Genomic DNA, 25,622 nt, shown 5'->3' on the forward strand with positions numbered 1-25,622 from the left:
TCTGCGTCTTCCGTTTTGGCTTGTTTCTTGATGTCCGGAAATTTATTTTCCAACCAGTTCTGAACAGCAACGTCGTTCCGCTGATACGCTCGTTTTATCGGTTTTTGAGGAGTGAACCCCCAGCGTTTCAAATATTCGCCAACCGTACGGATCGGCATGTCGATTCCAAACAATGATTGGATGTGCAATTTTACTGCCTGACGAGTCCAGAGCGCAAACGGAAGTTTCAGCTGATCCGGACAATGATCGATCAAATCTTTCTTTATCTGCGCTTCCTCATGCGGCGACAAATGACGGCAACTTCCGACAGGACGACCTCCCTTGTTTACGTTTTTCAGCTGTCGAAGTCCTGATTTTTTCCAACTCCTTATCCACTTCCCCACGGTAATGGGGTGAGCTCCGACAATCTCTCCTATTTCTGTATAACTTTTACATTTTCCGCTTTGATAAAGGCGAACGGCTTGCTCTCGCCTTTCGGCAAGTGCGACGGAATTTATTTGATGGGCGGTGTAATTACTCATAATGGTAAATATTATACACCAAAAATCAGAAAATGCAAGTAATGTTAATTGCCAAATCTATATAAGCGGTCATGTTCGGAAATTCAAGCCGGAATTGCTTATCGTTCCGGCAATACGCCGCATAGGCCTGTGCAAACGCCTCAATATTATTTTTCCCAATTCCCTTATAATACTTTTTGCTGTGTCCTCCTCCATAATTCCCGTCGGTAATCGAACCGAGTGTATCCATGTGTATTGAAATCCTCCTGCTGAGCGAACTCCCCGACCGCGACGAAGGAATGCGTGCAGTTCGGATGGCACAGCCCGGCGGCGGTCGCCTGTGAAACGGTCGGCAGCCCCTCCGTGGCGCCGCTGATCGAAGCGAAATCCCGTTTTTTTTGGAAGAAAAGCTTGATTCCAGACGAAATGGTGATATAATAGTTCATAGTAATGACACAGGTAAGCACGATGGAAATGAATCCGAAAAAGAACAGAACAGACGTCCGGAACGGTGCGGTATGCGCCGCCCCGCGTTCTTTTGCGCCTGTGCTTTCCTCCCTGCTGCTGCGACTTACCTGCGCCGATCAGGCCGAGTGAAGACGCACTGCGACACCTTCCCGGATCGGACCGGATCGGCGGAGTTCTCATTTTTCAGCTTCGAGCGCCGTTTTGCGTCCGTCTTCCCGTTCTCCGGCCGCGTCGAAGCGCAATTTTCAAACCGCAAAACGCATGAATGAACTGGAGAAAGCAAGTATGAGTTCCTATCCGAAATACAAGGCCTCCGAGCCGATCGAAATCGAAAACCGCGTCTGGCCAACCCGGCGCATCACCGCCGCACCGATCTGGGTGCCGGTCGATCTGCGCGACGGCAATCAGGCGTTCGCGCGCCCGATGAACGTCGAAACCAAACTCCGCTACTTCCGCATGCTCTGCGAGATGGGATTCCGCGAAATCGAGGTCGCCTATCCGGCCGCCTCGACCGAGGAGTTCGAGTTCGTCCGCAGATTGATCGGAGACGGGCAGATCCCGGATGGCGTCCGGATCAATGTGCTCACCGCCGCCCGGCAGGATCTGATCGAACGCACGATCGAGGCGATCGCGGGCGCCCGCGCCGCGACCGTCCACTGCTACATCGCCACAAGCGAACTGCACGGCAGATTCGTGCTCGGGAAAACCCCGGAGGAACTCATGCGCACCGCCGTCGAAGGCACCCGCATGATCGCCGAACAGGTCGAGGCGACCGGAATGCGCGATCAGGTTCGCTACGAATTTTCACCGGAGGAGTTCTCCGACAGCAGCATCGGCTTCGTTGCGGAACTCGCGGAAGCGGTCCGCGACGCCTGGCGCCCGCGCGACAAACGCGATTTCGTCCTGAATCTCCCCGCGACGGTCGAGCGCCGCGCCCCTTACGAGTACGCCGACATGATCGAAGCGTTCCTCCGTCGCTACTCCGGCGCGGATCATACGACGATCAGCGTCCACACCCACAACGACCAGGGGTGCGCCGTCGCCGCCGCAGAAATGGCCGTGCTCGCGGGGGCGGAACGGGTCGAGGGGACTCTCTGCGGTCACGGGGAGCGCACCGGCAACATGGATCTGGTCACGTTCGCCTTGAACTTGAAGTCACGCGGAATCGAGCCGGGGCTGGATTTCTCCCGTCTCCCGGAGATGGTCCGGTTCATCGAGGAGGCATCCGGAATCCGGTTGAGCCCGCGGGCGCCATACACGGGGGAGCTCGTGTTCACCGCGTTTTCCGGCACTCACCAGGACGCGATCCGCAAGGGAATGGCGCGCCGGGAGGAGATCGCCGAATTCTTCGGCCAGGGGTGGAAGATGCCTTATCTGCACATCGATCCGGCTGACCTCGGGCGCAGTTACGACGGATTGATCCGGATCAACAGCCAGTCCGGCAAAGGGGGCGTGGCCTACGTGCTCGAGTACGTCTATGGAATCCGGCTGCCGAAAGAGATGCAGCCGATGGTCGCATTCGCCGTCCAGCGCGAGGCGGAAACGACCGGGCGCGAACTCACGCCGGCGGAGGTTTACCGGATCTTCCGCGAGAAGATTCTCGAACCGGCGGAGGCGGCAATCCGGCTCGAGGGATTCCGGATTCAGCGGCCCGTTCCGGGAGAGCCGGACAAGACCGGCGTGGAGCTCGAACTCAAATCGCGCGGCGTGCTCTACGCGGTTTCCGGAGTCGGCGGCGGACCGATCGAAGCGGCGACGGCGGCACTGCACAAGTGCGGGGCGATTCCGGAGTTTCAGCTCGAGGAGTACAGTGAACACGCACTCGGGCGGGGAGCGACGGCGCAGGCGGCCGCCTACGTCGGGATTCGCGACGATTCCGGGCGGATGATCTACGGCACCGGAATCGACAGGAACATCAATCTCGCGGCGATCCGCGCGATCGTCAATGCGATCAATCATACTCTGGAAGAGTGACGGGGAGGAAAGATGGAGAGGAAAGGTCAGACACAACCGGGCGAAACCAACGTCATTTCCGAATACGGGAAAACACTCATGGTGCACGTGGACACCTCGCCGGGGCAGAAGATTCTCGACCTCGGCTGCGGGACGGGCGACCTCACGGCGGTGCTCGCGGCGAACGGGGCCGACGTACTCGGGATCGACAATTCGGCGGAGATGATCGTCAAGGCGCGTTACAGCCATCCGGAACTCATGTTCGCGGAGATCGACGCGCTTGAGCTGCCCTACGACGAGGAGTTCGACACGGTGTTTTCCAATTCGGTGTTTCACTGGATTCCGGACGTGGACCATCTGCTTGCGGAGATCCGCCGGGCGCTGAAGCCGGGCGGCAAACTCGTGTGCGAATTCGGTGCGGCGAGCAATATCGCCACGATGCGCCAGGCGTTTGCGGCGGCGAGCGCGCGGCACGGCCGCGAATACCGCGAGCGGTTCTACTGCCCGACGCCGGACGAGTTTTTCGACCGGCTGAAAGCGGCGCGGTTTGAGCCGGAACGGGTGCTCGAATTCGACCGGCAGACGCCGCTGCCGGGCGGAGCGGACGGACTCCGGCAATGGGTGCGCCGCTTTCTCAAAAGCGATCTTGATCCGTTCAGCGCGACGATCCAGGAGCAGATTCTTGCGGAAGTCGAGACTGCCTGCCGTCCGCTGCTCTGGAACGGGAGTGAATTTATTGTGGATTACCGGCGGCTGCGGGCGGTGGCATTCAAACGTTGAATCATACGTTTTGGGCTGAAAAGGCGGATAAAAAAGAGAAAAAATCGTTTTTTTTGGGGGTTTTCCCCTTTTTGAGCTTGATTTTATGGGCAACGTTAAGTATAATTAGATACAGTTACCACGGCTCACCATAACCAAACAGGAGGGAGTTGAACGATGAAGCATGAATTTTACGATGTCAAGGCCAAAGCCAAGGTCTCCGCTGACGTTCTCGACTGCGTGACGTTCGGCGATGCCGGCCGCAAGCGCTATGCGTTCAAGGGCAAGACGGCGGATGGTCGCAGCCTGACCGCTTTCGTCGGCAAGGATGTCTGGGAAAAGGCCAAGGCCCAGCTGAAGAAATAAGTTTCTCCCTCTGCTGAGAACTCGAAGACTCTCCCTTCCGCCGTGGAACGGGGGAGTCTTTTTGCTGAAAGGGCTTTGCGGAGGTGAAATTCTCTGCGGGAGGGGTCTCTCCGGTTGACTTTTGTTCCGGGAGATGATACATTACCCCGCAAAGGAAAGGATACGGCATGAATGAATCGCGACAACCGATGCCGCCGGCGATGATACTCTGCGGCGGACAGGGGACTCGACTGCGGGAAGTGACCGAGCTGCTGCCGAAACCGATGGTTCCGATCGGGGAGCAGCCGATCATCTGGCATATTATGCGCGGATACGCCGCGTTCGGAGTCAAGCGTTTCATCCTCTGCCTCGGCTACAAGCGCGAGGAGTTCATCGACTATTTTCTGAACTTCCATGCCCGTTCGACCGACATCACGGTGCGCCTCGGCAAAGATCACGGCATCACCTACCACGGTGAAACGTTCGAGGCGGACTGGGAGGTGACGCTCGCCGACACCGGAATCGAGACCATGACGGGGGGGCGGATTCTGCGGGCTTCGCGTTATCTGAAGCCGGAGGACCGGGAGTTTTTCCTCACCTACGGCGATGGAGTTTCGGACATCGACATCGATGAACTGCTCGCATTTCACCGGAAAAACGGGAAGCTGCTCACCATCTCGGCCGTCCATCCCGACGGCCGTTTCGGAGAGATGAAATTCAAGGGGGCGCTGGTCGAGGGATTCGCCGAAAAGCCGCTTTCCAGCAGCCGCTATATCAACGGGGGATTCATGGTGGCGAATCGCGAACTTGTTCCGCGCTATCTTGCGGATCGTCCGGACAGCTATTTTGAAGCGCAGCCGATGCAGGAGATTCTGAAAGACCGCCAGCTTGCCGCACTGCGCCACAACGGATTCTGGCAGTGCATGGACACCCCGCGCGAACACAAGCTCCTGAACGATCTCTGGAATTCGGGCAACGCCCCCTGGACGAAACACTGGCAGAGGTGAGCGGGTGTTCGGCGATGTTTACAACGGGAAACGGGTGCTCGTCACGGGCCACTCCGGGTTCAAGGGGAGCTGGCTTGCGATGTGGCTGCGCCGCCTCGGCGCGGAGGTGTGCGGAATCGCTCTGCCGCCGGAGACGGAAGTTTCCCATTACAATCTGCTCAAACCGGAACTGCGTTCAGAGTGGTGCGATCTGCGGGACGCGGAACATGTCGCCGGAATCGTGCGCGATTTCCGCCCGGAGATCGTCTTTCACCTCGCAGCGCAACCGCTGGTCCGGAAGTCGTATGCGGAACCGGCGCTGACGTTCGCCGTGAACGTGGGCGGAATGGTGAATCTGCTCGAGGCGCTCCGTTCGACCGGCGGAGCCCGGGCGATCGTGATCGTCACAAGCGATAAATGTTACCGGAACGACGAATCTCCCAGAGAACACCGCGAAGAGGATCCGCTCGGCGGATACGATCCGTACAGCGCCTCCAAGGCGTGTCAGGAGCTCCTGGCGGCGAGTTACCGCGACAGCTTCTTCGCCCGCGGGGGGACGCTGCTCGCGACCGCGCGGGCGGGCAATGTGATCGGCGGAGGCGACTGGGCGGCGGACCGGCTGATTCCGGATCTGGTGCGCGCCGCTGCCCGCGGGGAATGCGAACCGCTGCGCAGCCCCGACGCGGTGCGGCCGTGGCAGCATGTGCTCGAACCGCTCGGCGGCTACCTGCTGCTCGGGCAGCGGCTCTTTGAGGGAGAGACGCAGGCGGCGACGGGCTGGAACTTCGGCCCGGCCGAAAACGACGCGCTGACGGTCGGGGAAGTCGCCGCGCAGATGAAACGCTTCTGGCCGCGGGTGGAGTTCCGGTTTGCGCCGCAGCCGGATGCGCCGCACGAAACGAAACTGCTTCAGCTCAACTGCGCGAAAGCGGAGCGTGAACTTCACTGGCACGGCGTATGGAGTGCCGGGGAAGCGATCCGCCGGACAGCGGAGTGGTATCGGGATTTTTATGAGACCGGAGCGGTCGACACGGCGGCGGATCTCGACGGATACCTCGCCGCCGCAGCGGAAAGGGGAGTCGTATGGATGCGATGAAATTGCGCGAAGAGATTCTCGCGCTGACGAAAAACTATTGCGAAGCGAAACAAACGCAGGAGAGCTCCACATTCGAGCCGGGCAGAAGCCGGGTGAATTATGCAGGGCGCGTCTACAGTTCGGAAGAGATGACGAATCTGGTCGATGCGGCGCTCGAATTCTGGCTGACGTCGGGACGGTATACGCGCGAATTTGAAACGGGGCTGGCGAAGTTTCTCGGTTTGAAGAGGGCGCTTTTCGTCAACTCGGGATCTTCGGCGAATCTGCTGGCGTTCATGACGCTGACCTCGCCGCTGCTCGGGGAGAGGCGGATTCGGCGCGGGGACGAGGTCATCACGGTGGCGGCGGGTTTTCCGACGACGGTGGCGCCGATCGTGCAGTTCGGGGCGATTCCGGTATTTGTGGATGTGGATTTGGCGACGGCGAACGTGGATGTCACGCAGCTGGAGCCGGCGCTTTCGGAGCGGACGCGGGCGGTGATGCTTGCGCACACGCTCGGGAATCCGTTCAGAATCGATGCGGTCAAAGAGTTCTGCAAACGGCACGATCTGTGGCTCATTGAGGACAACTGCGATGCGCTCGGGTCGAAATATGCGGGGCGGCTCACGGGGACGTGGGGAGACATCGGCACATCGAGTTTCTATCCGCCGCACCACATGACCACGGGCGAAGGGGGAGCTATTTACACGGATGATCCGCTGCTTGCGAAGATCGCGCTGTCGCTGCGGGACTGGGGACGGGACTGCAGCTGCGCTTCGGGCGAAGACAACCGGTGCGGTCACCGGTTCACGGGGAAATTCGGGACGTTGCCGGAGGGGTACGATCACAAATATGTGTACAGTCACTTCGGTTACAATTTAAAGGCGACGGATCTGCAGGCGGCGGTGGGCTGTGCGCAGCTTGCGCGGCTCGATGAGTTCACGCGGCGGCGGCGGGAAAACTTCGACTATCTGTACGAGCAGCTGAAAGATCTGCCGGAATTGTCGCTGTTCAAAGCGGAACCGGAATCGGAACCGTCGTGGTTCGGCTTTCTGATGACGCTGACCGGGGAAGCGCATTTCACGCGCAACGAACTGGTTGCGCACCTGGAAAGGCACGGAATCCAGACCCGGAATCTGTTTGCGGGAAATCTGACGCGCCATCCATGTTTCGAGACATTGAAAGAGGGAGTTGACTACCGGATATCGGGGGCGCTTACGAACACGGACAAGCTCATGAACGACGCATTCTGGATCGGGGTCTACCCCGGCATGACCCGCGAAAAACTCGACTATATGATCGACATGATACATGCTTTTAAATTAAAGGAGTAAGATCATGATTGATGGCATCACACTGTTTGACTGCACAATCCGGGAGGTGGGATATCAGACGGGATGGTTTTTTGATCCGGCCTTTCTTCGTGATTATTACCGCTTTGTGGAAGCTGCTGGTTACGACTATCTTGAACTGGGATTTTTTCACAACCCGGAAGCGGATCCGGGACGTGGTTTAACTCGTTATTGTGGATTGCGGACAGAGGAGTTGAATGAGGTATTTGCTCCGACAAAGAATATTCTGAAACTGTCGGCGATGCGTGATATTCAACGTCCGCTGGCTCCGGTCGGACCGCGCTCCGACGGGGTGATTGATGCGATCCGAATTCTGACCCGTTCCAAGCAGACCGATCCGGACGTACTTTCCCGCCATGTGGACGAGTTGCATAATCTCGGCTATGAGATTTTTATCAATTTCACCAGTTCCGGCCACAATACCTGCGAGGAAAATGTGGCGTTTGCCCGACTTGCCAAAAAACTAGGCGTCAAAGTAATCTATTTTGCGGATACGGAAAGCATTTTCACGGCAAAATATGTGGCGGACGCTCTTGAACTCTGTCGAGCAGAGGGAGTTGAAGTCGGCATGCATCTGCATAATAAAAACGGTACGGCCGAAGAACTCCTCGACGTTGCCTGGGCACACAAGTGCCGCTATACGGATTCCACACTGCTTGGCCTCGGCGGGAAATGGTACGATGGCAATATAGCCACGGAATATCTGCTGAAACACTTCAATTACAATCCGGGTTATGAACTGACCCGGCTGAAAACCATGCTGATCCAGCAATTGATCAAATATAACGAACACAGTGCGGCGGTTCTCTGAGCCGGACACGGAAAGCGAACAGGAATGCGTACAGCAGATTATATTTTTCGCCATCTTGCCGATATCGGAATCCGGGATGTCTTCATGGTTTCCGGCGGAGGAGCGATGTTCCTCAATGATGCTTTGGGATGTGAAAAACGGATTCGGCCGATCTGTACGCATCATGAGCAGGGTGCGGCAATCGCTGCGGAAGGGTATGCCCGTGTCACCGGTTCTCTCGCTGTGGTCAGTGTGACAACCGGTCCGGGAGGCACGAACACTTTAACTGGCGTAATCGGGGAATGGCTGGATTCTCAACCGGTTCTTTATCTTTCGGGACAGGTAAAATTCCCTACCACAATCGCGTCATGCCCGGAACTTCCCTTACGACAGCTGGGGGATCAGGAGATCAATATTGTTGACATCGTGCGTCCAATTACAAAATACGCAAAGATGGTAACAGATCCCTCCACGATCCGGTATGAACTGGAAAAGGCGATACAAATTGCTCTATCCGGTCGAAAGGGGCCAGTCTGGCTTGACATTCCGATCAATGTGCAATCCGCGGAAATTGATCCGGAAACATTATGCCCTTATGACGGATCTCCTGAATCCACTCCGGAAATTGCGGATTTTTCCATCGAAGAAGTTGTCTCTTCTCTGCGGAATGCCTCGGCCCCGGTGATTCTTGCTGGGCAGGGAATTCGCCTCAGCGGAGCTGAAAACATGTTCCGTGAGCTGGTAGAACGCTGGAGAATTCCGGTACTGGGAACTTTCAATGGTTTTGACCTGCTTCCCTCCGATTCTCCGTATTCAATCGGCCGCGTTGGAACCATCGGAACACGCGCGGGTAATTTCGCGTTGCAAAATGCCGACTGGGTGCTCTGTCTCGGGACCCGCAACAATATCCGGCAGATCAGCTACAATTATGAAAATTTCGCTCGTCGAGCGAAAAATTTGATTGTGGTTGACATCGACGAAGCGGAACTTCACAAAAAAACGGTTCAGCCGACGCTCGCTATTCATGGTGACGCCAGGGATTTTCTGGGAAAACTGCTGCTGCGTTCATCACAAACAGCCCTTCCGAACTGGAGCAAGTGGCTCAACTGGAATCAAGCCCGGAAGAAACGCTACGGTGCCCTCCCCTCGGAATATGATGCACCAATGGCAGGGGTGAATCCTTATGCTTTCATGAAATACCTGACTGCTTGTTTGCCGGAACATGCGGTTGTCAGCTGTACCAATGCCACTCCTAGTCTTGCTCTTTTTCAGACTGGGATCGTAAAAGTCGGGCAGCGGATGTTCGCGAATTCCGGCTGTGCGGCGATGGGTTTCGGTTTGCCTGCCGCGCTGGGTGCGGCGGCTGCGGTTCATGGCGAGCGGCCGGTGATCTGCCTGGAAGGGGATGGCAGCCTGATGATGAACCTGCAGGAATTGCAGACAATTCGCCATTACGGTTTTCCGGTCAAGCTGTTTCTGTTCAATAACAATGAATACTGCTCAATCCGGCAGACACAGGATTCGTTTTTCGCGGGGAGACATACCGGCTGCGACAATCTTTCCGGAGTCACCTTTCCCGAATGGGAAAAAATTGCTGCGGCATTCGGCTGGAACTATCACAGGATTGATTCCGGCAAAAACATTGCGGATAAGATAAACCGAGTTCTGTCGGAGCCGGAGGCGGTATTCTGTGATGTGATTCTGACGCCGGGATATCAATTTACGCCGAAACTCTCATCGCGGCGGCTGCCGGATGGTTCGATTGTCTCTCCGTCCCTGGAGGATATGTTTCCGTTTTTGCCGGAAGAAGAGATGAAAGAAAATGTCTATGAACCTTGACGGCTGTTTCTTTGATCTGGACGGGACGCTGTGTGACACAGCTCCGGACATTGTGGCTTGCTGGCGGCAGACACTGGAGACGCGTGGTTTGCCATGGGAATGTTTTGAGGCAGGCTTCCGAATCGGACCGCCACTGGAGCCGACAATCCGGGGAATATATCCGGACAGGGCACAGGAGTGGATTGCGGAACTGATCTCTGAATTCCGGGCGATGTATCTGGACTGCGGTTTTCCGAAAACGCGTCCCTACCCGGGAATCCCGGAACTGTTGGAAGAACTCCGTAAACGTGGAGTGCGTCTTTTTGTTGCGACCAATAAATCACGGGCGCCATCGCTGAAAATTTTAAGGGAAAACGGTCTGCTGGATTACTTTGAAGAAGTATTGACCCCAGAGTCTTCCACTGGAGGGAATCAAACGAAAGCGGAATTACTGAAGTCGGCATTGCAGCGTCATGGACTTACGCCGTCTTCTTGTGCAATGATTGGAGACACTCCCGGAGACATACAGGCAGGGAAAGCCGCCGGAATGCAAACCGTCGGCGTTCTCTGGGGTTACGGCGATCCAGCGGAATTAAAAAACCTTATACCATCTTTGCTTTTGCATAATCTGAAAACACAGCAATTTTAAGACATCAAAACAACATGGAGAATGTTGCATGAAACTGGTCAGAGCCTGCCCTGTCTGTGATGGTCGAAAAGCTGAATTTCTGCTGATGATGAATTTTGCCGCAGAAACAAATTGTATTCTTCCTGCTCACCATCAAATTGTTGCATGCAACAAATGTGGATGCATTTACAATAATGTTGATGCCCGCGATGAACTTTTTGAAAACTATTATCGCAATTGTGCCAAATATGTATCCTTGGGAGTAGGCGGTGCCGGAGAATTATCGATTATTGATCGTATTCGGTATCAATCGCTCCTGAATTTTCTTTCGCCATTTGTCTCTCCCCAAATGACGATTGCCGACATTGGGTGCGGTAAAGGAGGCTGGCTCCGCTTTCTCCATGAAAATGGTTTCAGACAGATAACCGGTATAGAGCCATCTGCCGGATGCGTAGAAATAATACGACATCAATTCCAATTGGAAGCAATTTGTTCAGACATTAAATCTCTAAACTCTGATAGACAATTCGACCTTGTAATTCTCTCAAACGTGCTGGAGCATATTTTTGACCTTCGCACTGCTGTCAGGAAAATCAGTGGAGTTGTTGCTCCCAATGGTTTAATAGCAATTGAGGTACCAGATGCTTCGCGATATGCCTCATTCCCGCATGCTCCTTATTATTATTTCGACATGGAACATATCAATCATTTTGATTTGAAATCAATGAAAAATGTCTGGTTTCAGGCAGGATTTGAAGTTTTGGCAGAAGAAGCCACAACTTGTTTTCCGGTGGAAGGGATGGAAAATCCCATCTGTCGGCTGCTGGTACGAAAAAAAGAACCCCCAAAATCACTTTCTTTCCCACAAAGTGATACAGCCACGTATCTCCGGCAATACATCGAATGGTCGCAAAAGAAAGCCCAGACGCTACCGGAAGCACCAGAAAATCAACAACGTTTTTTTCTCTGGGGATGTGGGGCGTATGCAAAATGGTTTCTGCAGAATAAATTGTCTGCTTTGCCCGCAGGAATTGTAGAGATCAATAGAAGAAAAGTTGGACGAAGTGTAAATGGTTGTCCCATTATCTCCCCTGAAATGTTAATGGCCCAAAATTCAGAAAAAGAAATTATAATGATTTCCTCGGTTCTATATGAACAACAAATCTGTAAACAGTTGAAAGATTTGCAGTGGCGTGGAAAAATTCTATCTGCCTGTCGACCGAGGGAAGAGCAGGAGAACTGAAATGAAAAAAGTAACAGTTGTTTCAAGCTGTTTCAATGAGGTTGAAAATCTTGAACAGCTTTGGGAAAGAATCAAGGCTGTTTTTGCCAAACATCCTGAGTATGGATTTGAACTGATTATTGCTGACAATTATTCCACTGATGGCAGCCGGGATTTATTGAGAAAGATGGCGGCGAAAGATAAACGACTCAAAGTGATTCTCAATTCCAATAACTTCGGGCATATCCGCTCACCATACAATGCCTTTCTCCAGGCAGACGGTGATGCCGTAATCATTATGTGTTCTGATTTGCAGGAACCACCGGAAATGATTGAACGTTTTCTGGAGGAGTGGGAGAAGGGAACAAAAGTGGTTTGCGCCGTTAAACCGGAGAGCAAAGAATCGCCCCTCATGTTCATGGTCAGACGGTTCTATTACTGGCTGATCGGAAAAGTTTCTGACACGCCGCAACTTCATAATTTTACGGGATTTGGCCTCTATGACAAACAATTCGTCGAGGCGATCAAACGCTTTCATGAACCTTATCCTTACTTCCGGGGCTTGGTAGCGGAAATTGGGTTTTCAAGAGTCGAAGTTCCCTTTATTCAGGAAAAACGCCGATTCGGTCGCAGCAAGAATAATTTCTTTACCCTTTATGACCTCGCGATGACCGGGTTCGTCAATCATACGAAACTGCCGTTACGGCTGGCTGTTTTCTGTGGTTTTGTGCTGGCATTTCTGAGTCTGCTTGCCGCATTCGGTTACCTGGTTTACAAGTTGCTGTACTGGGATACGTTCCAACTGGGCTTGGCTCCGCTGGTGATCGGCTTGTTTTTCTTCTCTGCGGTCCAACTGATCTTTATCGGGATTCTCGGAGAATACATCGGGGCAATCTGGACCCAGGTCAAAAATAAACCGCTCGCCATTGAGGAAGAAAAAATCAACTTCGACAAATAAATCTATGACTCGACAGATCTTTATCACCGGGGGGACCGGATTCTTCGGAAAAAGTCTGCTCGCGGCGTGGCGGGATCAACCGCGTCCGGAGTGCGAACTGACAATTCTTTCCCGGAATCCGGAGCGGTTTCTTCTGAAATTCCCGGAATTCTCCACACTGCCGCATGTCCGTTTTCTCAAGGGCGATGTCCGGAATTTCACGTTCCCCGCAGAGCCGTTCGACGAGGTCATCCACGCCGCCACTCCGGCAAGTGCCACTCTCGAACAGGAAAATCCGGAAGAGATGTATTCCATCATCGTGGATGGGACACGCCATGTGATCGATTTCTGCCGAAAAAGCGGTGTCAAACGTATGCTGTTCACAAGTTCCGGGGCCGTCTACGGCCCACAGGAGCCGGAATACGAACGACTTGCGGAAACCCATCCGTGCCGGCCGGTTACCGCCTATGGAAAAGGGAAACTTGCCGCGGAACAACTCTGCCTTGAATCCGGCATTCCGACCGTCATCGCCCGCTGCTTCGCATTCATCGGCCCCTATCTGCCGCTCGATATCCACTTCGCCGCCGGAAATTTCCTCCGAGACGCGCTCGAGAATCGGCCAATCATCATCCGCGGCGACGGACGACCGCTGCGCAGTTATCTGCATTCGGATGACCTTGTCCGCTTTCTGTGGAAACTGCTCGAAACCGGAGTTCCCGGAAGTATCTGCAATGTTGGAGGCGACCGCGCCGTATCGATCGCGGAACTCGCAACCCTCTGCGCGAAACTCCGGACACCTGCATTACCGGTTACGATTCTCGGAATTTCCGGAGACGGACCTCCACCACGTTATGTCCCGGATCTCACCCGGGCGAAACGGGAGTTCGGACTGATTCCGCAGATCGATCTCGAAACAGCGTTGCGGCGGACATTTGATTTTCACCGGAAGTGAACTATCTTATAGCAGAAACACAAGGAGCCTGTATCATGATTACTCTCAAAACCAGCAAGGGCGATATCAAAATCAAACTCTTCGAGGAAGAGGCGCCGATCACTACGAAGAATTTTCTCGATTACATCGATTCCGGGTTCTACAAGGGAACCATCTTCCATCGCGTCATCCCCGGATTCATGGTTCAAGGCGGCGGATTCTCCACCGACTTCGTCCAGAAACCGACCAATGACCCCATCACCAACGAGGCCGACAACCAGCTCTCGAACCGCCGCGGCACCATCGCCATGGCGCGTACGAACGTCGTTGACTCCGCGACGTCGCAGTTCTTCATCAACCTCGTCGACAACGACTTCCTCGACTTCAAAGCCCCGACCCCGCAGCATTTCGGCTACTGCGTCTTCGGCGAAGTCGTCGAGGGAATGGATGTGGTCGACGCGATCGCTGCGGTTCCGACCGGTTCGCGCGGCATGCACCGCGACGTGCCGACCGAGAACGTCGTGATCCTCGACGTCATCCGGGATTGACGGAGAACACGCCATGCCCGAATGGAGTTTTGAAGAACTCGCGCGGATGATCGATCACATGCTGCTGCATCCGATGCTCGATGACAAAGAGCTGATCCGTGGCATGGCGTTCGCCGTCGAATGCAACTGCGCGAGCGTCTGCATCAAACCCTGTTTCGTCGAAACCGCCGCAAAACTGCTCGACGGAACCGGCATCAAAACCGGAACCGTCGTCGGATTTCCTCACGGCTCAGTCTCCACCGCACTCAAGATCAACGAGGCGAAACGGGCCGTCGACAGCGGCGCGGAGGAGATCGACATGGTGGTCAACATCGGCAGAGTGCGCTCCGGAGAATGGGGGTTCGTCCGCGATGAGATCGCCGGGGTGAACGCCTGCGTCTCCGCGCGCGGCGCACAGCTCAAAGTGACGTTTGAAACCGGGTTCCTCTGCGACGCGATGATCGAACAGCTCTGCGGCGTCTGCAACGAAATCTCCCCCGCGTACATCAAAACTTCCACCGGATTCGGTTTTGAGAAGCAGGAGTCCGGGGAGTATGTGTGCACGGGAGCGACCGTTCCGCACCTCGCGTTGATGCGCCGCCTCGCCCGGCCGGAAATCAAGGTCGAGGCGGCCGGCACGATCGACACGCTCGACGCCCTGCTCGCCGCCCGGAAACTCGGAGCTGCACGCATCGCGACGTCCGGCACGGAACCGATTCTGCGGGAAGCACTTCGCCGTCTGGAGGAGTGATGACCGTCCGCGTCTTCAATGCCGGAGTTCCGGGAAACACGACGCGGGAACTTCTCGCACGATTCCAGCGTGACGTCGCCATGCGCGCGCCGGAGCTGGTCATTCTCTGGGCGGGAGTCAACGACCGGCTCTATCCGGGTCATACGCTCGAACTGCCGGAATTCGAGGAGAATTACCGCGAATTGCTCGAACGGATTGAAGCCATTGGAGCCGAAGTGCTGATCGGGACTCTGCCGCCGCAGTTTGTTCCCTATCTGGTCGAACAGTTTCCGGGAGTGGCGGCTTATCCGGAGAGTCCGGCGGAGCGGCTCGCGCCGGTCAATGCATTTCTGCACGCCCTCGGGCTGCCGCTCGCCGACTTCGAAGCGGTCGTGAAAAGCCGCCCGATCGGGGAAGAGCGGGAGTCGTATCTGCGGAATCCCGCGAACAGCGGCGTCCGGGACGGGCTTCACCTGACCGAAGCCGGGGCGGAGGCGGTTGCGCAATGCGCCGCCGCCGCGATCCGGAACTACGCGCTGCCGACTGGGCGGATCGTCTGTTTCGGCGACAGCCTGACTTACGGTCTCGGCCTCAGACGCGAGACGACCTATCCGGCCCGTCTGGCGGAACTGCTGTAAACAGTTGTTCCCGGGCCAGTCGCCACGCATAAATCACAGGCAGCAGCGAAAGCACTGCAAGATCGAGCCAGAAAAACAGCCGCAATACCCGAAGCGGCAGGAGAAACGGGGCGAACGCGAGCAACAATCCGCCAACGACCCAGAGTTTTCCTGCCAGCCGGTGAGTCCGGTACCAGATGTCGGGATCGTTCAATGTCCACTTTAGGCGGAATCCCGCCCACATATTGCTCTTGAGTTTCGGCAGAACGTTACCGATGACAAGAAACAGCCACCCCATGCCGGAATAACTGATCCTCAGAACATCTCCGGCCTCCCCTCCGATCCACACGTTTTTTGCGATGGCGCCGAATGTCACCAGCAGAAACACGCCGGTTGCGAGCAGGATCCGCCGCGTCACAGCCGCATTGCCCGGCTGTCCCGGAAAGAGCAGTGGCATGAAGAGCCAGAGCCCCCAGAGAAAGATGCCGTTCAAAATCGCGATCGTCGCAATCAACAAACCCGGTGCCACCGGGCCGGCGTGCACCGTTCCGTACCACGCGCAGCCAAGCAGGGAAAGCATCATCAGCAGCAACAGCCCCTGCACCACCGCAAGAATCCATCCTGCGGTCTCGGCGGTATCCTGCCTTCCGCGCAGAATCCATCGCGCCGCCGGATAGAGAAGCCCCACCACGAAAATCATCGCCTGAAACGACAGCCAGACTCCGAACGGCGAACTCCATGCCTCAATTTGCCCGCCCGCACCCCAGCGCGTCGGAATCCGTTCCGGCAGAAGCGTCTGCACCGCCGGAACGAGCAGGATCGGAAACAGCGTCAAGACGATGACTACCCATGCGCAACGTTTCATACGCCCTCTCTTTCTGCAGCGTCAACAACCAACTCATCACTTCTTCAAGTACACTTGCACGCAATTCATAATAGATGAACTTCCCCTGCCGCTCTTCGGAAACCAATCCGGCTTCTTTCAAAACGGCCAGATGATGAGAAATTGTCGCATTCGAGAGCTTAAACACAGCCACAATCTCCCCAGCAGAGTGACGTCCGTCTTTCAAGAGGTCGAGTATCCGCCGCCGCGTCACATCTCCCAGCGCCCGGAACGTCTCCTGAAACCCCATGAAATACCCCTCATTTTGATTTTTATCTAAATATAAAATAAGTGACATACAACAAAATGCAAACCGTATTTCGATAAAAATCAAAACATTGCAGACATCAAGAAGTTAGCGTTTTGTTAGAATTTTGTTAAGAATATTGCATTTGCCGGGAAACGGATGTAATCTGAAACAACAGCCGCCGCAGGTGGCATTCTTCTCGAAATATCGCTGACAAAAGGAGTCGAAAATGCCGGAGAATAAAGAGAAAAACAGTGAGAAACTTTCCCGACAGATCCGCAAAGAGGTCGCTTCCGCCGTTCAGCCGCTGCTTGAGACGGTCGCCGCATTGCAACAGGAACTCGAACTGCTGAAACAGCAGATCAGTACGCCCGCGGCCCCCACCCCGGAAAAGAAAAAAAAGGCGAAAAAAGAGCAAAAGAACGGCGGAAGCGAAATTGTCAAACTCCGCCGGAAACTGAAACTCACCAAACAGCAGTTCGCCGAGCTCTTCGGCGTGAGCAAAGAGGAAGTCAACGCCTGGGAGAACGGCGAAAATCAACCTGCCGGCGAAGCGGCTCAACTGCTCGAAAAACTGATGGCGATGGATAAGAAAGAACGTGCCGCAATTCACAAAACCATCACCAGCAGAGAGAAAGAGGAACGCTGAATTCCGTTCCCCTCCCCTCTCCTCCCGTCAGAGCCGCGCGCAGCGGTTCTGCAGGAGCGCGTCGGCAAGCGCGAGCGCGGTCATCGCCTCGACCACGGGAACCGCGCGCGGAACAAGGCAGGGATCGTGGCGGCCGTGAACACTGATCGTGACCGCCTCGCCCGCTTCGTTGATCGTATGCTGCTCTTTCGCAATCGAGCTCGTGGGCTTCATCGCGGCACGGAAGAGAATCGGTTCCCCGGTCGAAATTCCGCCGAGGATGCCGCCCGCGTTGTTCGAGACAAATCCCTCCGGCGTGATCGGATCGTTGTTCTGACTGCCGCGCAGATCGGCGGCCGCAAATCCCGCGCCGAATTCGATTCCCTTGATCCCGCCGATCGAAAGCACCGCATGAGCAATCGTCGCGTCAAGTTTGTCGAAAACCGGTTCCCCGAGGCCGACGGGAACGCCGTCGACACGGCACTCGATGATGCCGCCGACGCTGTCCATCTCTTTCTGAGCGGCGCGAATCGCCGCGATCATCGCGTCTGCGACCTCGGGATCGGCGGACCGCACGATCGTCGACTCGACCGCGGCAAGGTCGATCTTCTTCGCAGAGACCCCTCCGAGCCGGATCGTGTAAGCCTGAATGTGAATCCCCGCATGGGCGAGCAGCTGTTTCGCCACGCCCCCCGCGGCGACGCGCGTGGCGGTTTCGCGCCCGGAGGAACGGCCGCCGCCGCGGTAGTCGCGGATGCCGTACTTCTTGAAATACCCGAAATCCGCATGGCCGGGCCGGAAACAGGTCGCAAGGTTGCCGTAATCCTGACTGCGCTGATCGGTGTTGCGGATCAGCATCGCGAGTGCGGTGCCGGTGGTGACGCCATTCATGACGCCGGAGAGAATCTCCACTTCGTCGGCCTCTTTGCGCATGGTGCTGACTTTCGACTGGCCGGGGCGGCGACGGTCGAGATCGCGCTGAATCAACGCCGGATCGAGCCGGATTCCGGCGGGTACGCCGTCGATGATGCAGCCGAGTCCCGGCCCGTGCGACTCGCCGAAAGTCGTCACCCGGAAGAGCCGTCCAAATGTGTTACCGCTCATAAATCGATTCCTTTCTCTATCTGTTCGGCAAGTTCTGCCGCGACCTGCGGTGCGGGCCGTTCCGTTTCGATCGGGAAGCGGAGTTCGGCGAACGCCCGGAATCCGGGCTCGCGTTCATGGTGAATGCGCAGAAATTCCGCTTCGGGATCGGCCGCCGACGCGAGAAATGGCGGCAGTCCGCGCCGCAGCACGCGGGGATAGGCGATCTCCGGCCGGATGTCGAGCCAGACGCCGAGTCCGAGACGGCGCAGCGTCTCCGGCTCCACAAAACGGTTTGAAACGACTCCGCCGCCGAGAGCGATCACCCGAAACTCCGGCGAATCCGCCAGACTCCGGATCACCTCCGCCTCGAGTTTGCGGAACGCCTCTTCACCGAGTTCGCGGAAGATCTCGCGCGTCCCGGCGGCACGCCCGGTGCGGCGGGCAAATTCCGCTTCCAGTTCCAAGTCGGTGTCGACGAGCGGCACATTCCAGCGCCGGGCGAGAATTCTGCCCAGCGTGGATTTGCCGCAATGCTTGATTCCGGCAAGGACGACCGGCCGTGTCGGACGGTTCATCACATGACCGAGTCAGGGCGGACGATCTGGGTGCCGACACCGTGATCGGTGAAGATCTCCAGCAGCAGCGTATGGTTCACGCGCCCGTCGATGAGGTGAACCTTGTTGATGCCGGAATTCAGCGCGGCGACACAGCTCTTGATCTTCGGCAGCATGCCGCCGGAGAGAATCCGGCGCAGCACGAGCCCCTCGATCTCGTCGGTCCGGATGGTTGGAATGACCGAATCCGGATCATCGCAATCCGCGAGCACGCCGGGGACGTCGGAGAGAAACACGAGCTTGCGTGCATGAACGGCCTCGGCGATTTTGCAGGCGGCGATATCGGCGTTGATGTTGTAGGTCTGGCCGTCGATGCCGGTGCCGAGCGGAGTTACGATGGGCGTGAGCCCGGCTTCGAGGGCCTCCATGATCGGGGCGGCATTGACGGCGGTGATTTCGCCGACGAACCCGACATCCTGCTGTTCCCCGGTGACGGGGTCGACCGACTTCGTGCGGACGGCGTGCAGAATCCCTTTTCCGGTGAGACCGATCATGCGGCCGCCGCACTCCCTGCCGAGCTTGACGAGTTCGGCGTTGACCTGATTATGGAGCACGTCGTCGACGACCTTGATGGTTTTCTCGCAGGTGTAGCGCAATCCGTTCACGAAGCGGACGGGGATATCCTGACGTCGGAGTTCGGCGGAGATCGCCTTGCCGCCGCCGTGAACGACGATGGGACGGATGCCGATCGCTTCGAGCAGAACGACGTCGCGCATGGTGCTGCGGACGAGTTCGGGATCCTCCATGGCGCTCCCGCCGAATTTGACGACCATGATGGAGTTGCGGAATTTCTGAATATAGGGCAGCGCCTCGATGAGGACGGCCGCCTTTCCGATCAATTCTTTCATTTTTCCTCGTTCTCCTGCTAAGAAGTAAATCACTACAAACGTCTGATAATATAGCGTGCACCGAAGATTTTTCAACGGCCCAAATCGAATTCCGAGCTGAAGTTACGGTAAAAACGGAAAAAACCGGGCGTTTTTGTAAAAAAAGTGTCAATTTCACGCAAAAGCTGTTTGCAAATGAGTTTGGCTATGCTATAATTTACAGTGTGTGGTAGTATTCTTGTGCCTTTAAATGTGAGTTTGAACATATCTTAATCAAAAAAGGATTGATGGAATATGCTGTATGAATTCGTAACAACCGTAGGCGGTGGCTATATTGGAGCTCACGGGAATCTCGTGTTTCTCGATGGAGCGGGCTTCGACATCGGCGGCAGCTGGTATTATACCTACACAACCACGCCTTATTTGACGTCCGACGATACGAAACCCTATTACACCCCGATCAGCATGTCGGGCGGCAGCCGGGTAACGCTCGGTAATACAGCAGACAATCAGTCTATTGCCGACCAGCCATACAATTTGTATTACAGCGGGGCCAACCTCCAGGGCGAAATCAACATGGTCAATTTCTCCGGAGATGGAGAATTTGATTTTTCCCCAGTTACCGGTAACGGGGCCGCGGGTCGTGTTGATAAGATTGAGCCTCAGAGCCAGATCATCTGGACCAGCAATGTTGTGGATACCGAAAACTACACTTGGGCGAAATACAAAAATTCCATCATTCCGGGAACTCAAAACACCAGTGCCTACGGGGTCCGCAGTTCGGGGAATCTGGACGTTCTCAGCGATATGAGCGCCCAGTTCTTCACTACAACATCCCTGTACATGGGGTATTACCGCGATACCACGGTTCAAGACATCGCCTACATCGAATCAACTTCCAGCAACGTTTCGAATGCAGCGGCGTTCCGTGTCGGCAGCATGTCGATCGACAACAATTTCACGGGGCTGCTGCAATCGGACAACACCGGTTTTTACGTTGTCAACTACAATGCATCGAATCTGAACAGCAACCAGATCGCCTCCTACGGCATCTGGTCGGACGGCGCGGTCAATATCGCCGGAGCTTATCGCGGTGAAATCGTCGCGACGGTCGGTAATGTCGATCTCCACAACCAGACTACCGGCATTAAGGATGACGCCGCCAAAAATGCCAACGTCAACAGTAATGTGATTCGTGCCATCGGTATTCAGGGCAGCAACCTCACATTTGGAGCATTCGACGCTCCGGCGGCGGGCGGCAGTTCCATCCAGACCGTGGTGAACGGGGTCAACCTGGTGGCGAAGTCCACCGGCGGCGACGGTTCTTCCGCATCCGCTATCAACAATGCGATCTATTCGATTGCGATCAACGGTTCGAATATTACCTTCAATGATAAATTCTCCGGTGTTCTGACCGCCGAAGTTTCCGATATCACGGTAGGGAGATCCGGCGGGGAAACCTCGAGTTACACGGGAAACTCCTACAATCTCTACGGGATCAACGCCTCCGGCGCTTTCGTTGCAAACAAGAACTTCGATGGAGCGATCAACCTGATGGTGGACGCCCCCTACACCTCGTCGCAGAATTGTGAAATTTACAGTAACATCTATGGAATCCGGGGCAACAGCATCACCGTTACGAACGGTTATTTCCGCAGCGACGTCACGATTTCCGTCAACGACACTCTGATCGGCAAGCGTTCTTCTTCAGAATATATTTGCGGATTGCGTGCAAACACGATCAACGCCGCCGCATTCGATGGCGACATCACGATCAACAGCAACCGCTCTGCGACAGTAACGGCTGGAATCCTGGTAGACCAGTACTTTACCAACGGCAACGATGAGAGTTTTGACATCACGGGCGATATCGACGTCACGGCCGGCGTTGCGGCGGGAATCCTCGGCAATACCGGAAAAGACATGAATATCCGTATTTCCGGAAATGTCAAATCCAGCAACTATGCGATTTATGCCGGTATGCTCATCACCGCAACTACAAGTGTGCGTTACAACACTGACGACCGGGTTGAAATTGCAGCAGGTGCTCATGTTGTGGGCGACATCGAGCTTTATAATGGTCGAAATGCCATTGTAATTGACAGCAATGCGCGAGTGGAAGGCAATGTCAACGCCAGTTTAGGTACAAACAACGTTGAATTTGTTCTGAACGATTATGCCTTTGTCATTGATGACGAAGGAAACCGGATTCAGGCAGTCAACGACGATGCGATTTTGACGAGCAACACTCTGATTGATTCGACCGTACACTTCACGGTCAATCTGAACAGTGTCGACCTTTCCAACGGTTCGCGATCCTATAAGCTCTACTCCGGCAATCTTTGGGGATGGGGGAATCAGGTTCTGGCAGTCAAGTACCAGGGCAAGAACTACGACATTCTGGCCGACGGCGGTTCCTACGATCAGGACGGTGTTTCGTTCTCGTCGGCAATCGTCAATGGTGAAGTGATCTTCACCGTCAACTCGTTGCCGACCGACGTCACGGAACTGGATCAGGTCAAGGGACTTCAGGAGTCATTCGACGTCGACAAGGGGACCGTGACCCTGAGCTGGGAAGCGGACGGAACGCAGGGCAGCTTTGAGGTGGAATACCGCATTGTCGGCGGCAATTCGACCGGCAAAACCATCGTTCAGTACGTCTCGGGCAGCCAAGAGAGCATCACCCTCTCGAATATCGAAGAGGGGCAGACCGTCGAATGGCGCATCCGCCAGAACATCGGCAACGGCGACCGCACCAGCGTCTGGAGCGACGGCGGCGACGTGCTGATGACCAAAGAAACCTACGTTTACAGCAAGGTCGAAAACGTCGACTTTGAGTTCAGCGGCTTCTCCGCCGCGTCCGCCGTGGCGAACCTGACCTGGACGCCGGGTGAGGAGTATTCGGAGGGACTCATCGGATATGTCGTCCGCTATGTTCAGGTTGACAAACGGAAACCGGAGGGAGTCAACTGGGATACCACGGCCTACATGGAGAAGTATGTGACCGCTCCGGAACTCGTAGTCACGGGGTTGACCAACTTGAAATACTTCTACTGGCAGGTGCAGGCGATCGACGAGGTCGACGCGAACGGCAACTGGGTGATCAAAGATGAGAACTGGGTCGACGGCGAGATCTTCAAGGTCTACGACGACGACACCACCGCCCCGTGGTTCGTGAACGGCCAGAGCGCGATTCTGGACAGCGGCGTCACCTGGGCTGATCCCGCGACGGTCGATCCGCTGGAAACCCACACGATGGACCCGACCTTGAGCTGGGAGAAAGCGGAGGATGACCGCTCCGGCGTGAGCCGCTACACGATCCGCTTCCGCGTTCAGGGCAGCGGCGGCGAGTGGATGTCCTGTGACGTTCCGGTGGAAGACGACGATCAGCAGATCTACAACTTCCAGCTCTCGGAGTGGCTCAAGAAGAATCCGGCCTCCGGCCTCCAGCTTCTGGAGAACGCCACTTACGAGTGGCAGTTGACCGCGGTCGACTACTCCGGACAGGAGTCCACCGCGCTCACAGGAGTTTGGACGCAGGAAAACAAGCAGCCTGTGCTCGATGCCACAACGGTGGTCTCGACCTCGTCGTGGGATCCGAAAGCGAACAACATCTACGTCACGATCACCTGGGATCCGGCCGTAACCGAGGAGGGATACTCCAAGGTGCTGCGCCACGAAGTGCGCTACCGCGTCGCGGGCAGCGATGACGCCTGGACGACTCAGGTCATCAGCGTGAGCGACGATCTTTCATGGATGGGCAACCTTGCGAATCAGGACTGGGAGTATCAGCTCGTCGCCTACAACGTGGCCGGGAACGCCTCGGTCACGGTCAACGGCACCTGGCTCTGTGACAACGTCGCACCGGTCTTCACGGATACCTCGCTGCTCAGCGCGACGAACGACTACAATCTGACGACCAAGACCAATTCACTGGTATTCACCTGGTCGAACGCGACCGACGCGAATGAGCTCCGGCCGAACTCCGGCATGGACCGCTTCGAGCTGGCCTACTATGACCTCGACGGGAACCGCGTGATCCTCAAGACATTCGACTGGGACGAGAGCAATGAGCTTTACACCTATGCGGTCACGGTCGGCAAGAACGGACAGCTCGCGCTTGCGGACGGCTCCTACAAGTGGGAAGTCACGGCCTACGACAACGCGGGAAATTCCATGACTCTCGATGGCGGCACATTCCTGATCGATACGGCCGCACCGACCGGTGCACTCTCGAATCTCCTTGCGGACGGAGAAGTCACTGTGGATACGAATTCCGTAACGGACGATACGTCATCGGGACGGACTCCCGGCTTCGGAGCTCCGCCGGACTCCACGAGCTCGGACACCACAGTTGTGGAAACCGTCACGAGCATCTACGTCGACTTCACGTTTGACAGCACTTACACGGACAATGCCAGCGGAGTTCAATATCTGATTCAGGTCTGTGACAACAATAAATTCTCCGGAGATCGTCTCTATGAGTTCGTGACCAGCGACACCACGCTGCGGCTCGACGGAACCAACGGATACGGCGCCGGTTGTATGGCCAATACGAACAGCAAGCAGGTCTACTGGCGCGTTCAGGCCATGGATTCCATGGGCAACGGAACCGGCAACTGGTACACCGGGAACATGTTCTACTTCATCGGGGAAAACATGGTCGACTATATTTACGATGTCGATGATCCGACCGGCATCACATCGACGACTGTTTCGGTGGACAAGAATATGGCAACACTGGGCTGGACGGCCTCTTCGGACATCTTCGGTGTGGAAAATTACGAAATCGTCTACACCCTCTCCGGCGGCCAGAGCACCACGATCACGGTCTCGGCGACTGATGTCTCCAAGGGGCTGACGCTCGCAGACGGGGTCTACACCTGGAAAGTCCGGGCGGTGGATTACGTCGGTCATACCAGCGCCTGGACGACGGGCAGCAAGTTTGAAGTGGACAGCACTGCGCCGGTCTGGGTTGACGGTGCGGGATTTGCCGTCAACTCCATCGCGGGCTCCAAGGATATCGCGTTCTCCTGGAATGCGGCCAGCGACAAGAATCTCGCCGGTTATATCCTCGTGGTCAGCAAGAAAACCACTTCCGGCTACATCACGCAGGCGGAGTATATCTATGATCCCAAGGCAACGAGCTACATCCTCTACAACCAGGAGGACGGAGAGTACATCTTCTCGCTCTATGCCAGCGACTCTTTCGGCAATGTTTCTCAGGCGAGCAACGAAATCACCGTCACGGTTGACACCTCGGGCGACGCGGGCGATACGCAGAATACCGCCAAGTTCCTGCCCTGGGCGACGGGTGACAGCCAGACCGTCGGCGGGACCGATACGGTTGACTGGTTCACCGGGACATTCGACGGAGCGGCGACGCTCTCGTTCACGGTCTCGAATGTGGCCGATCTCAATGGAAAGAATGCCGGCGTGAAGCTGAATCTCTATGACAGCAACGGGAAGAAAGTCAAGAGCTACTCGGTCCGGCCGGGAACTACGACGCTGGCCGGAATGCTGTGGGATGTCACCAAATACGGCAGCAAGTACTATCTTGAAGTCGTTTCGAGCAACAAGAACTCGACCGTGAACTACACGATCACGGCCGACGAGGATCTGTTCCCGGCGGCTTCGGCGAACAACAGCTTCAACACCGCCGAGCAGATCACGCTCGACGCGACCGGAACCGGAACGAG

The 25,622-nt window shown here is 55.9% G+C and carries 24 protein-coding genes; 17 read left to right on the top strand and 7 right to left on the bottom strand.

Annotated features, from left to right (window positions below; translation table 11 throughout):
* Together Q0J85_RS13135 and Q0J85_RS13140 are read right to left on the bottom strand one after the other, a co-directional pair.
* A partial coding sequence (locus Q0J85_RS13135; protein WP_294482449.1) for a winged helix-turn-helix domain-containing protein occupies nucleotides 1-521 on the bottom strand: 521 nt, incomplete at its 3' end.
* A gap of 25 nt (nucleotides 522-546) precedes the next feature.
* Nucleotides 547-750 carry a hypothetical protein gene (locus Q0J85_RS13140; protein ID WP_294482450.1) on the bottom strand — a complete coding sequence of 68 codons (204 nt, stop codon included), beginning with the start codon at nucleotides 748-750 and terminating at the stop codon, nucleotides 547-549.
* A 503-nt stretch (nucleotides 751-1,253) separates the two neighbouring features.
* Between Q0J85_RS13140 and Q0J85_RS13145 the strand changes: the two genes are divergently transcribed.
* The 15 genes from Q0J85_RS13145 (at nucleotide 1,254) to Q0J85_RS13215 (ending at nucleotide 15,659) form a co-directional block, all read left to right on the top strand.
* A complete protein-coding gene (locus tag Q0J85_RS13145; protein WP_294482451.1) occupies nucleotides 1,254-2,942 on the top strand; it encodes a 2-isopropylmalate synthase in 1,689 nt (562 codons plus the stop codon).
* A gap of 12 nt (nucleotides 2,943-2,954) precedes the next feature.
* Nucleotides 2,955-3,701 carry a class I SAM-dependent methyltransferase gene (locus tag Q0J85_RS13150; protein WP_294482452.1) on the top strand — a complete coding sequence of 249 codons (747 nt, stop codon included), beginning with the start codon at nucleotides 2,955-2,957 and terminating at the stop codon, nucleotides 3,699-3,701.
* A 156-nt stretch (nucleotides 3,702-3,857) separates the two neighbouring features.
* On the top strand, nucleotides 3,858-4,046 hold the full coding sequence (locus Q0J85_RS13155) for a hypothetical protein (RefSeq protein WP_294482453.1): 189 nt from the start codon (nucleotides 3,858-3,860) through the stop codon (nucleotides 4,044-4,046).
* Nucleotides 4,047-4,213: 167 nt separating this feature from the next.
* Nucleotides 4,214-5,032: a glucose-1-phosphate cytidylyltransferase gene (locus tag Q0J85_RS13160; RefSeq protein WP_294482454.1), complete on the top strand. Its 819-nt coding sequence runs from the start codon at nucleotides 4,214-4,216 to the stop codon at nucleotides 5,030-5,032.
* A gap of 4 nt (nucleotides 5,033-5,036) precedes the next feature.
* Complete coding sequence (gene rfbG, locus Q0J85_RS13165) at nucleotides 5,037-6,107, top strand: CDP-glucose 4,6-dehydratase (RefSeq protein ID WP_294482455.1); 1,071 nt, start codon at nucleotides 5,037-5,039, stop codon at nucleotides 6,105-6,107.
* Entirely contained in the window at nucleotides 6,095-7,420 is a 1,326-nt protein-coding gene (gene rfbH / locus Q0J85_RS13170) for a lipopolysaccharide biosynthesis protein RfbH (protein WP_294482457.1), read from the top strand. The genes rfbG and rfbH overlap by 13 nt, the downstream gene beginning before the upstream one ends.
* A 4-nt stretch (nucleotides 7,421-7,424) precedes the next feature.
* The gene (locus tag Q0J85_RS13175; protein WP_294482459.1) at nucleotides 7,425-8,249 is read left to right on the top strand and encodes a hypothetical protein; all 825 of its coding nucleotides are present in this window, start codon (nucleotides 7,425-7,427) and stop codon (nucleotides 8,247-8,249) included.
* A 24-nt stretch (nucleotides 8,250-8,273) separates the two neighbouring features.
* Nucleotides 8,274-10,067 carry a thiamine pyrophosphate-binding protein gene (locus tag Q0J85_RS13180; protein ID WP_294482461.1) on the top strand — a complete coding sequence of 598 codons (1,794 nt, stop codon included), beginning with the start codon at nucleotides 8,274-8,276 and terminating at the stop codon, nucleotides 10,065-10,067.
* Complete coding sequence (locus tag Q0J85_RS13185; RefSeq protein ID WP_294482463.1) at nucleotides 10,057-10,695, top strand: HAD family hydrolase; 639 nt, start codon at nucleotides 10,057-10,059, stop codon at nucleotides 10,693-10,695. Before Q0J85_RS13180 ends, Q0J85_RS13185 begins: the two co-directional genes overlap by 11 nt.
* Before the next feature lie 28 nt (nucleotides 10,696-10,723).
* A complete protein-coding gene (locus tag Q0J85_RS13190) occupies nucleotides 10,724-11,917 on the top strand; it encodes a class I SAM-dependent methyltransferase (RefSeq protein ID WP_294482466.1) in 1,194 nt (397 codons plus the stop codon).
* Nucleotide 11,918: 1 nt separating this feature from the next.
* Nucleotides 11,919-12,854, top strand: a complete 936-nt coding sequence (locus Q0J85_RS13195; RefSeq protein ID WP_294482468.1) for a glycosyltransferase family 2 protein — start codon at nucleotides 11,919-11,921, stop codon at nucleotides 12,852-12,854.
* A gap of 4 nt (nucleotides 12,855-12,858) precedes the next feature.
* On the top strand, nucleotides 12,859-13,785 hold the full coding sequence (locus tag Q0J85_RS13200) for an NAD(P)-dependent oxidoreductase (RefSeq protein WP_294482470.1): 927 nt from the start codon (nucleotides 12,859-12,861) through the stop codon (nucleotides 13,783-13,785).
* A gap of 35 nt (nucleotides 13,786-13,820) precedes the next feature.
* Entirely contained in the window at nucleotides 13,821-14,312 is a 492-nt protein-coding gene (locus Q0J85_RS13205) for a peptidylprolyl isomerase (protein WP_294482472.1), read from the top strand.
* Nucleotides 14,313-14,325: 13 nt separating this feature from the next.
* Nucleotides 14,326-15,042 carry a deoxyribose-phosphate aldolase gene (gene deoC, locus Q0J85_RS13210; RefSeq protein WP_294482473.1) on the top strand — a complete coding sequence of 239 codons (717 nt, stop codon included), beginning with the start codon at nucleotides 14,326-14,328 and terminating at the stop codon, nucleotides 15,040-15,042.
* A complete protein-coding gene (locus tag Q0J85_RS13215) occupies nucleotides 15,042-15,659 on the top strand; it encodes a GDSL-type esterase/lipase family protein (protein WP_294482476.1) in 618 nt (205 codons plus the stop codon). Before deoC ends, Q0J85_RS13215 begins: the two co-directional genes overlap by 1 nt.
* Here the strand turns inward: Q0J85_RS13215 and Q0J85_RS13220 are convergent.
* A complete protein-coding gene (locus Q0J85_RS13220) occupies nucleotides 15,613-16,440 on the bottom strand; it encodes an SdpI family protein (protein WP_294482494.1) in 828 nt (275 codons plus the stop codon). The genes Q0J85_RS13215 and Q0J85_RS13220 overlap by 47 nt on opposite strands.
* Nucleotides 16,382-16,855: an autorepressor SdpR family transcription factor gene (locus Q0J85_RS13225; RefSeq protein WP_294482479.1), complete on the bottom strand. Its 474-nt coding sequence runs from the start codon at nucleotides 16,853-16,855 to the stop codon at nucleotides 16,382-16,384. The genes Q0J85_RS13220 and Q0J85_RS13225 overlap by 59 nt, the downstream gene beginning before the upstream one ends.
* 142 nt (nucleotides 16,856-16,997) lie before the next feature.
* On the opposite strand from Q0J85_RS13225, the gene Q0J85_RS13230 reads away from it, so the two are divergent.
* A complete protein-coding gene (locus Q0J85_RS13230) occupies nucleotides 16,998-17,417 on the top strand; it encodes a helix-turn-helix domain-containing protein (protein ID WP_294482481.1) in 420 nt (139 codons plus the stop codon).
* Nucleotides 17,418-17,444: 27 nt separating this feature from the next.
* Here the strand turns inward: Q0J85_RS13230 and aroC are convergent, their stop codons facing one another.
* The 3 genes from aroC to argB are packed head-to-tail and all read right to left on the bottom strand — an operon-like array spanning nucleotide 17,445 to nucleotide 19,944.
* Nucleotides 17,445-18,500, bottom strand: a complete 1,056-nt coding sequence (gene aroC, locus Q0J85_RS13235) for a chorismate synthase (RefSeq protein ID WP_294482484.1) — start codon at nucleotides 18,498-18,500, stop codon at nucleotides 17,445-17,447.
* Entirely contained in the window at nucleotides 18,497-19,057 is a 561-nt protein-coding gene (locus Q0J85_RS13240; RefSeq protein WP_294482486.1) for a shikimate kinase, read from the bottom strand. The genes aroC and Q0J85_RS13240 overlap by 4 nt, the downstream gene beginning before the upstream one ends.
* Nucleotides 19,057-19,944: an acetylglutamate kinase gene (gene argB / locus Q0J85_RS13245; protein ID WP_294482489.1), complete on the bottom strand. Its 888-nt coding sequence runs from the start codon at nucleotides 19,942-19,944 to the stop codon at nucleotides 19,057-19,059. Before argB ends, Q0J85_RS13240 begins: the two co-directional genes overlap by 1 nt.
* Before the next feature lie 273 nt (nucleotides 19,945-20,217).
* Between argB and Q0J85_RS13250 the strand changes: the two genes are divergently transcribed.
* On the top strand, nucleotides 20,218-25,622 hold a 5,405-nt coding region (locus tag Q0J85_RS13250; protein WP_294482492.1), incomplete at its 3' end, for a hypothetical protein.

This window comes from uncultured Victivallis sp., assembly GCA_944389935.1.
Classification (GTDB): Bacteria; Verrucomicrobiota; Lentisphaeria; order Victivallales; family Victivallaceae; genus Victivallis.

Bases quoted from the DNA above. Each gene is read 5' to 3' on its own strand.
- Q0J85_RS13215 (WP_294482476.1), top strand. From the start codon at position 15,042: ATGACCGTCCGCGTCTTCAATGCCGGAGTTCCGGGAAACACGACGCGG.
- Q0J85_RS13175 (WP_294482459.1), top strand. From the start codon at position 7,425: ATGATTGATGGCATCACACTGTTTGACTGCACAATCCGGGAGGTGGGA.
- Q0J85_RS13160 (WP_294482454.1), top strand. From the start codon at position 4,214: ATGAATGAATCGCGACAACCGATGCCGCCGGCGATGATACTCTGCGGC.
- Q0J85_RS13145 (WP_294482451.1), top strand. From the start codon at position 1,254: ATGAGTTCCTATCCGAAATACAAGGCCTCCGAGCCGATCGAAATCGAA.
- Q0J85_RS13200 (WP_294482470.1), top strand. From the start codon at position 12,859: ATGACTCGACAGATCTTTATCACCGGGGGGACCGGATTCTTCGGAAAA.
- Q0J85_RS13150 (WP_294482452.1), top strand. From the start codon at position 2,955: ATGGAGAGGAAAGGTCAGACACAACCGGGCGAAACCAACGTCATTTCC.
- Q0J85_RS13190 (WP_294482466.1), top strand. From the start codon at position 10,724: ATGAAACTGGTCAGAGCCTGCCCTGTCTGTGATGGTCGAAAAGCTGAA.
- Q0J85_RS13230 (WP_294482481.1), top strand. From the start codon at position 16,998: ATGCCGGAGAATAAAGAGAAAAACAGTGAGAAACTTTCCCGACAGATC.
- Q0J85_RS13140 (WP_294482450.1), bottom strand. From the start codon at position 750: ATGGATACACTCGGTTCGATTACCGACGGGAATTATGGAGGAGGACAC.
- rfbH (WP_294482457.1), top strand. From the start codon at position 6,095: ATGGATGCGATGAAATTGCGCGAAGAGATTCTCGCGCTGACGAAAAAC.
- Q0J85_RS13185 (WP_294482463.1), top strand. From the start codon at position 10,057: ATGAACCTTGACGGCTGTTTCTTTGATCTGGACGGGACGCTGTGTGAC.
- Q0J85_RS13155 (WP_294482453.1), top strand. From the start codon at position 3,858: ATGAAGCATGAATTTTACGATGTCAAGGCCAAAGCCAAGGTCTCCGCT.
- Q0J85_RS13205 (WP_294482472.1), top strand. From the start codon at position 13,821: ATGATTACTCTCAAAACCAGCAAGGGCGATATCAAAATCAAACTCTTC.
- Q0J85_RS13195 (WP_294482468.1), top strand. From the start codon at position 11,919: ATGAAAAAAGTAACAGTTGTTTCAAGCTGTTTCAATGAGGTTGAAAAT.
- deoC (WP_294482473.1), top strand. From the start codon at position 14,326: ATGCCCGAATGGAGTTTTGAAGAACTCGCGCGGATGATCGATCACATG.
- argB (WP_294482489.1), bottom strand. From the start codon at position 19,944: ATGAAAGAATTGATCGGAAAGGCGGCCGTCCTCATCGAGGCGCTGCCC.
- aroC (WP_294482484.1), bottom strand. From the start codon at position 18,500: ATGAGCGGTAACACATTTGGACGGCTCTTCCGGGTGACGACTTTCGGC.
- Q0J85_RS13180 (WP_294482461.1), top strand. From the start codon at position 8,274: ATGCGTACAGCAGATTATATTTTTCGCCATCTTGCCGATATCGGAATC.
- Q0J85_RS13240 (WP_294482486.1), bottom strand. From the start codon at position 19,057: ATGAACCGTCCGACACGGCCGGTCGTCCTTGCCGGAATCAAGCATTGC.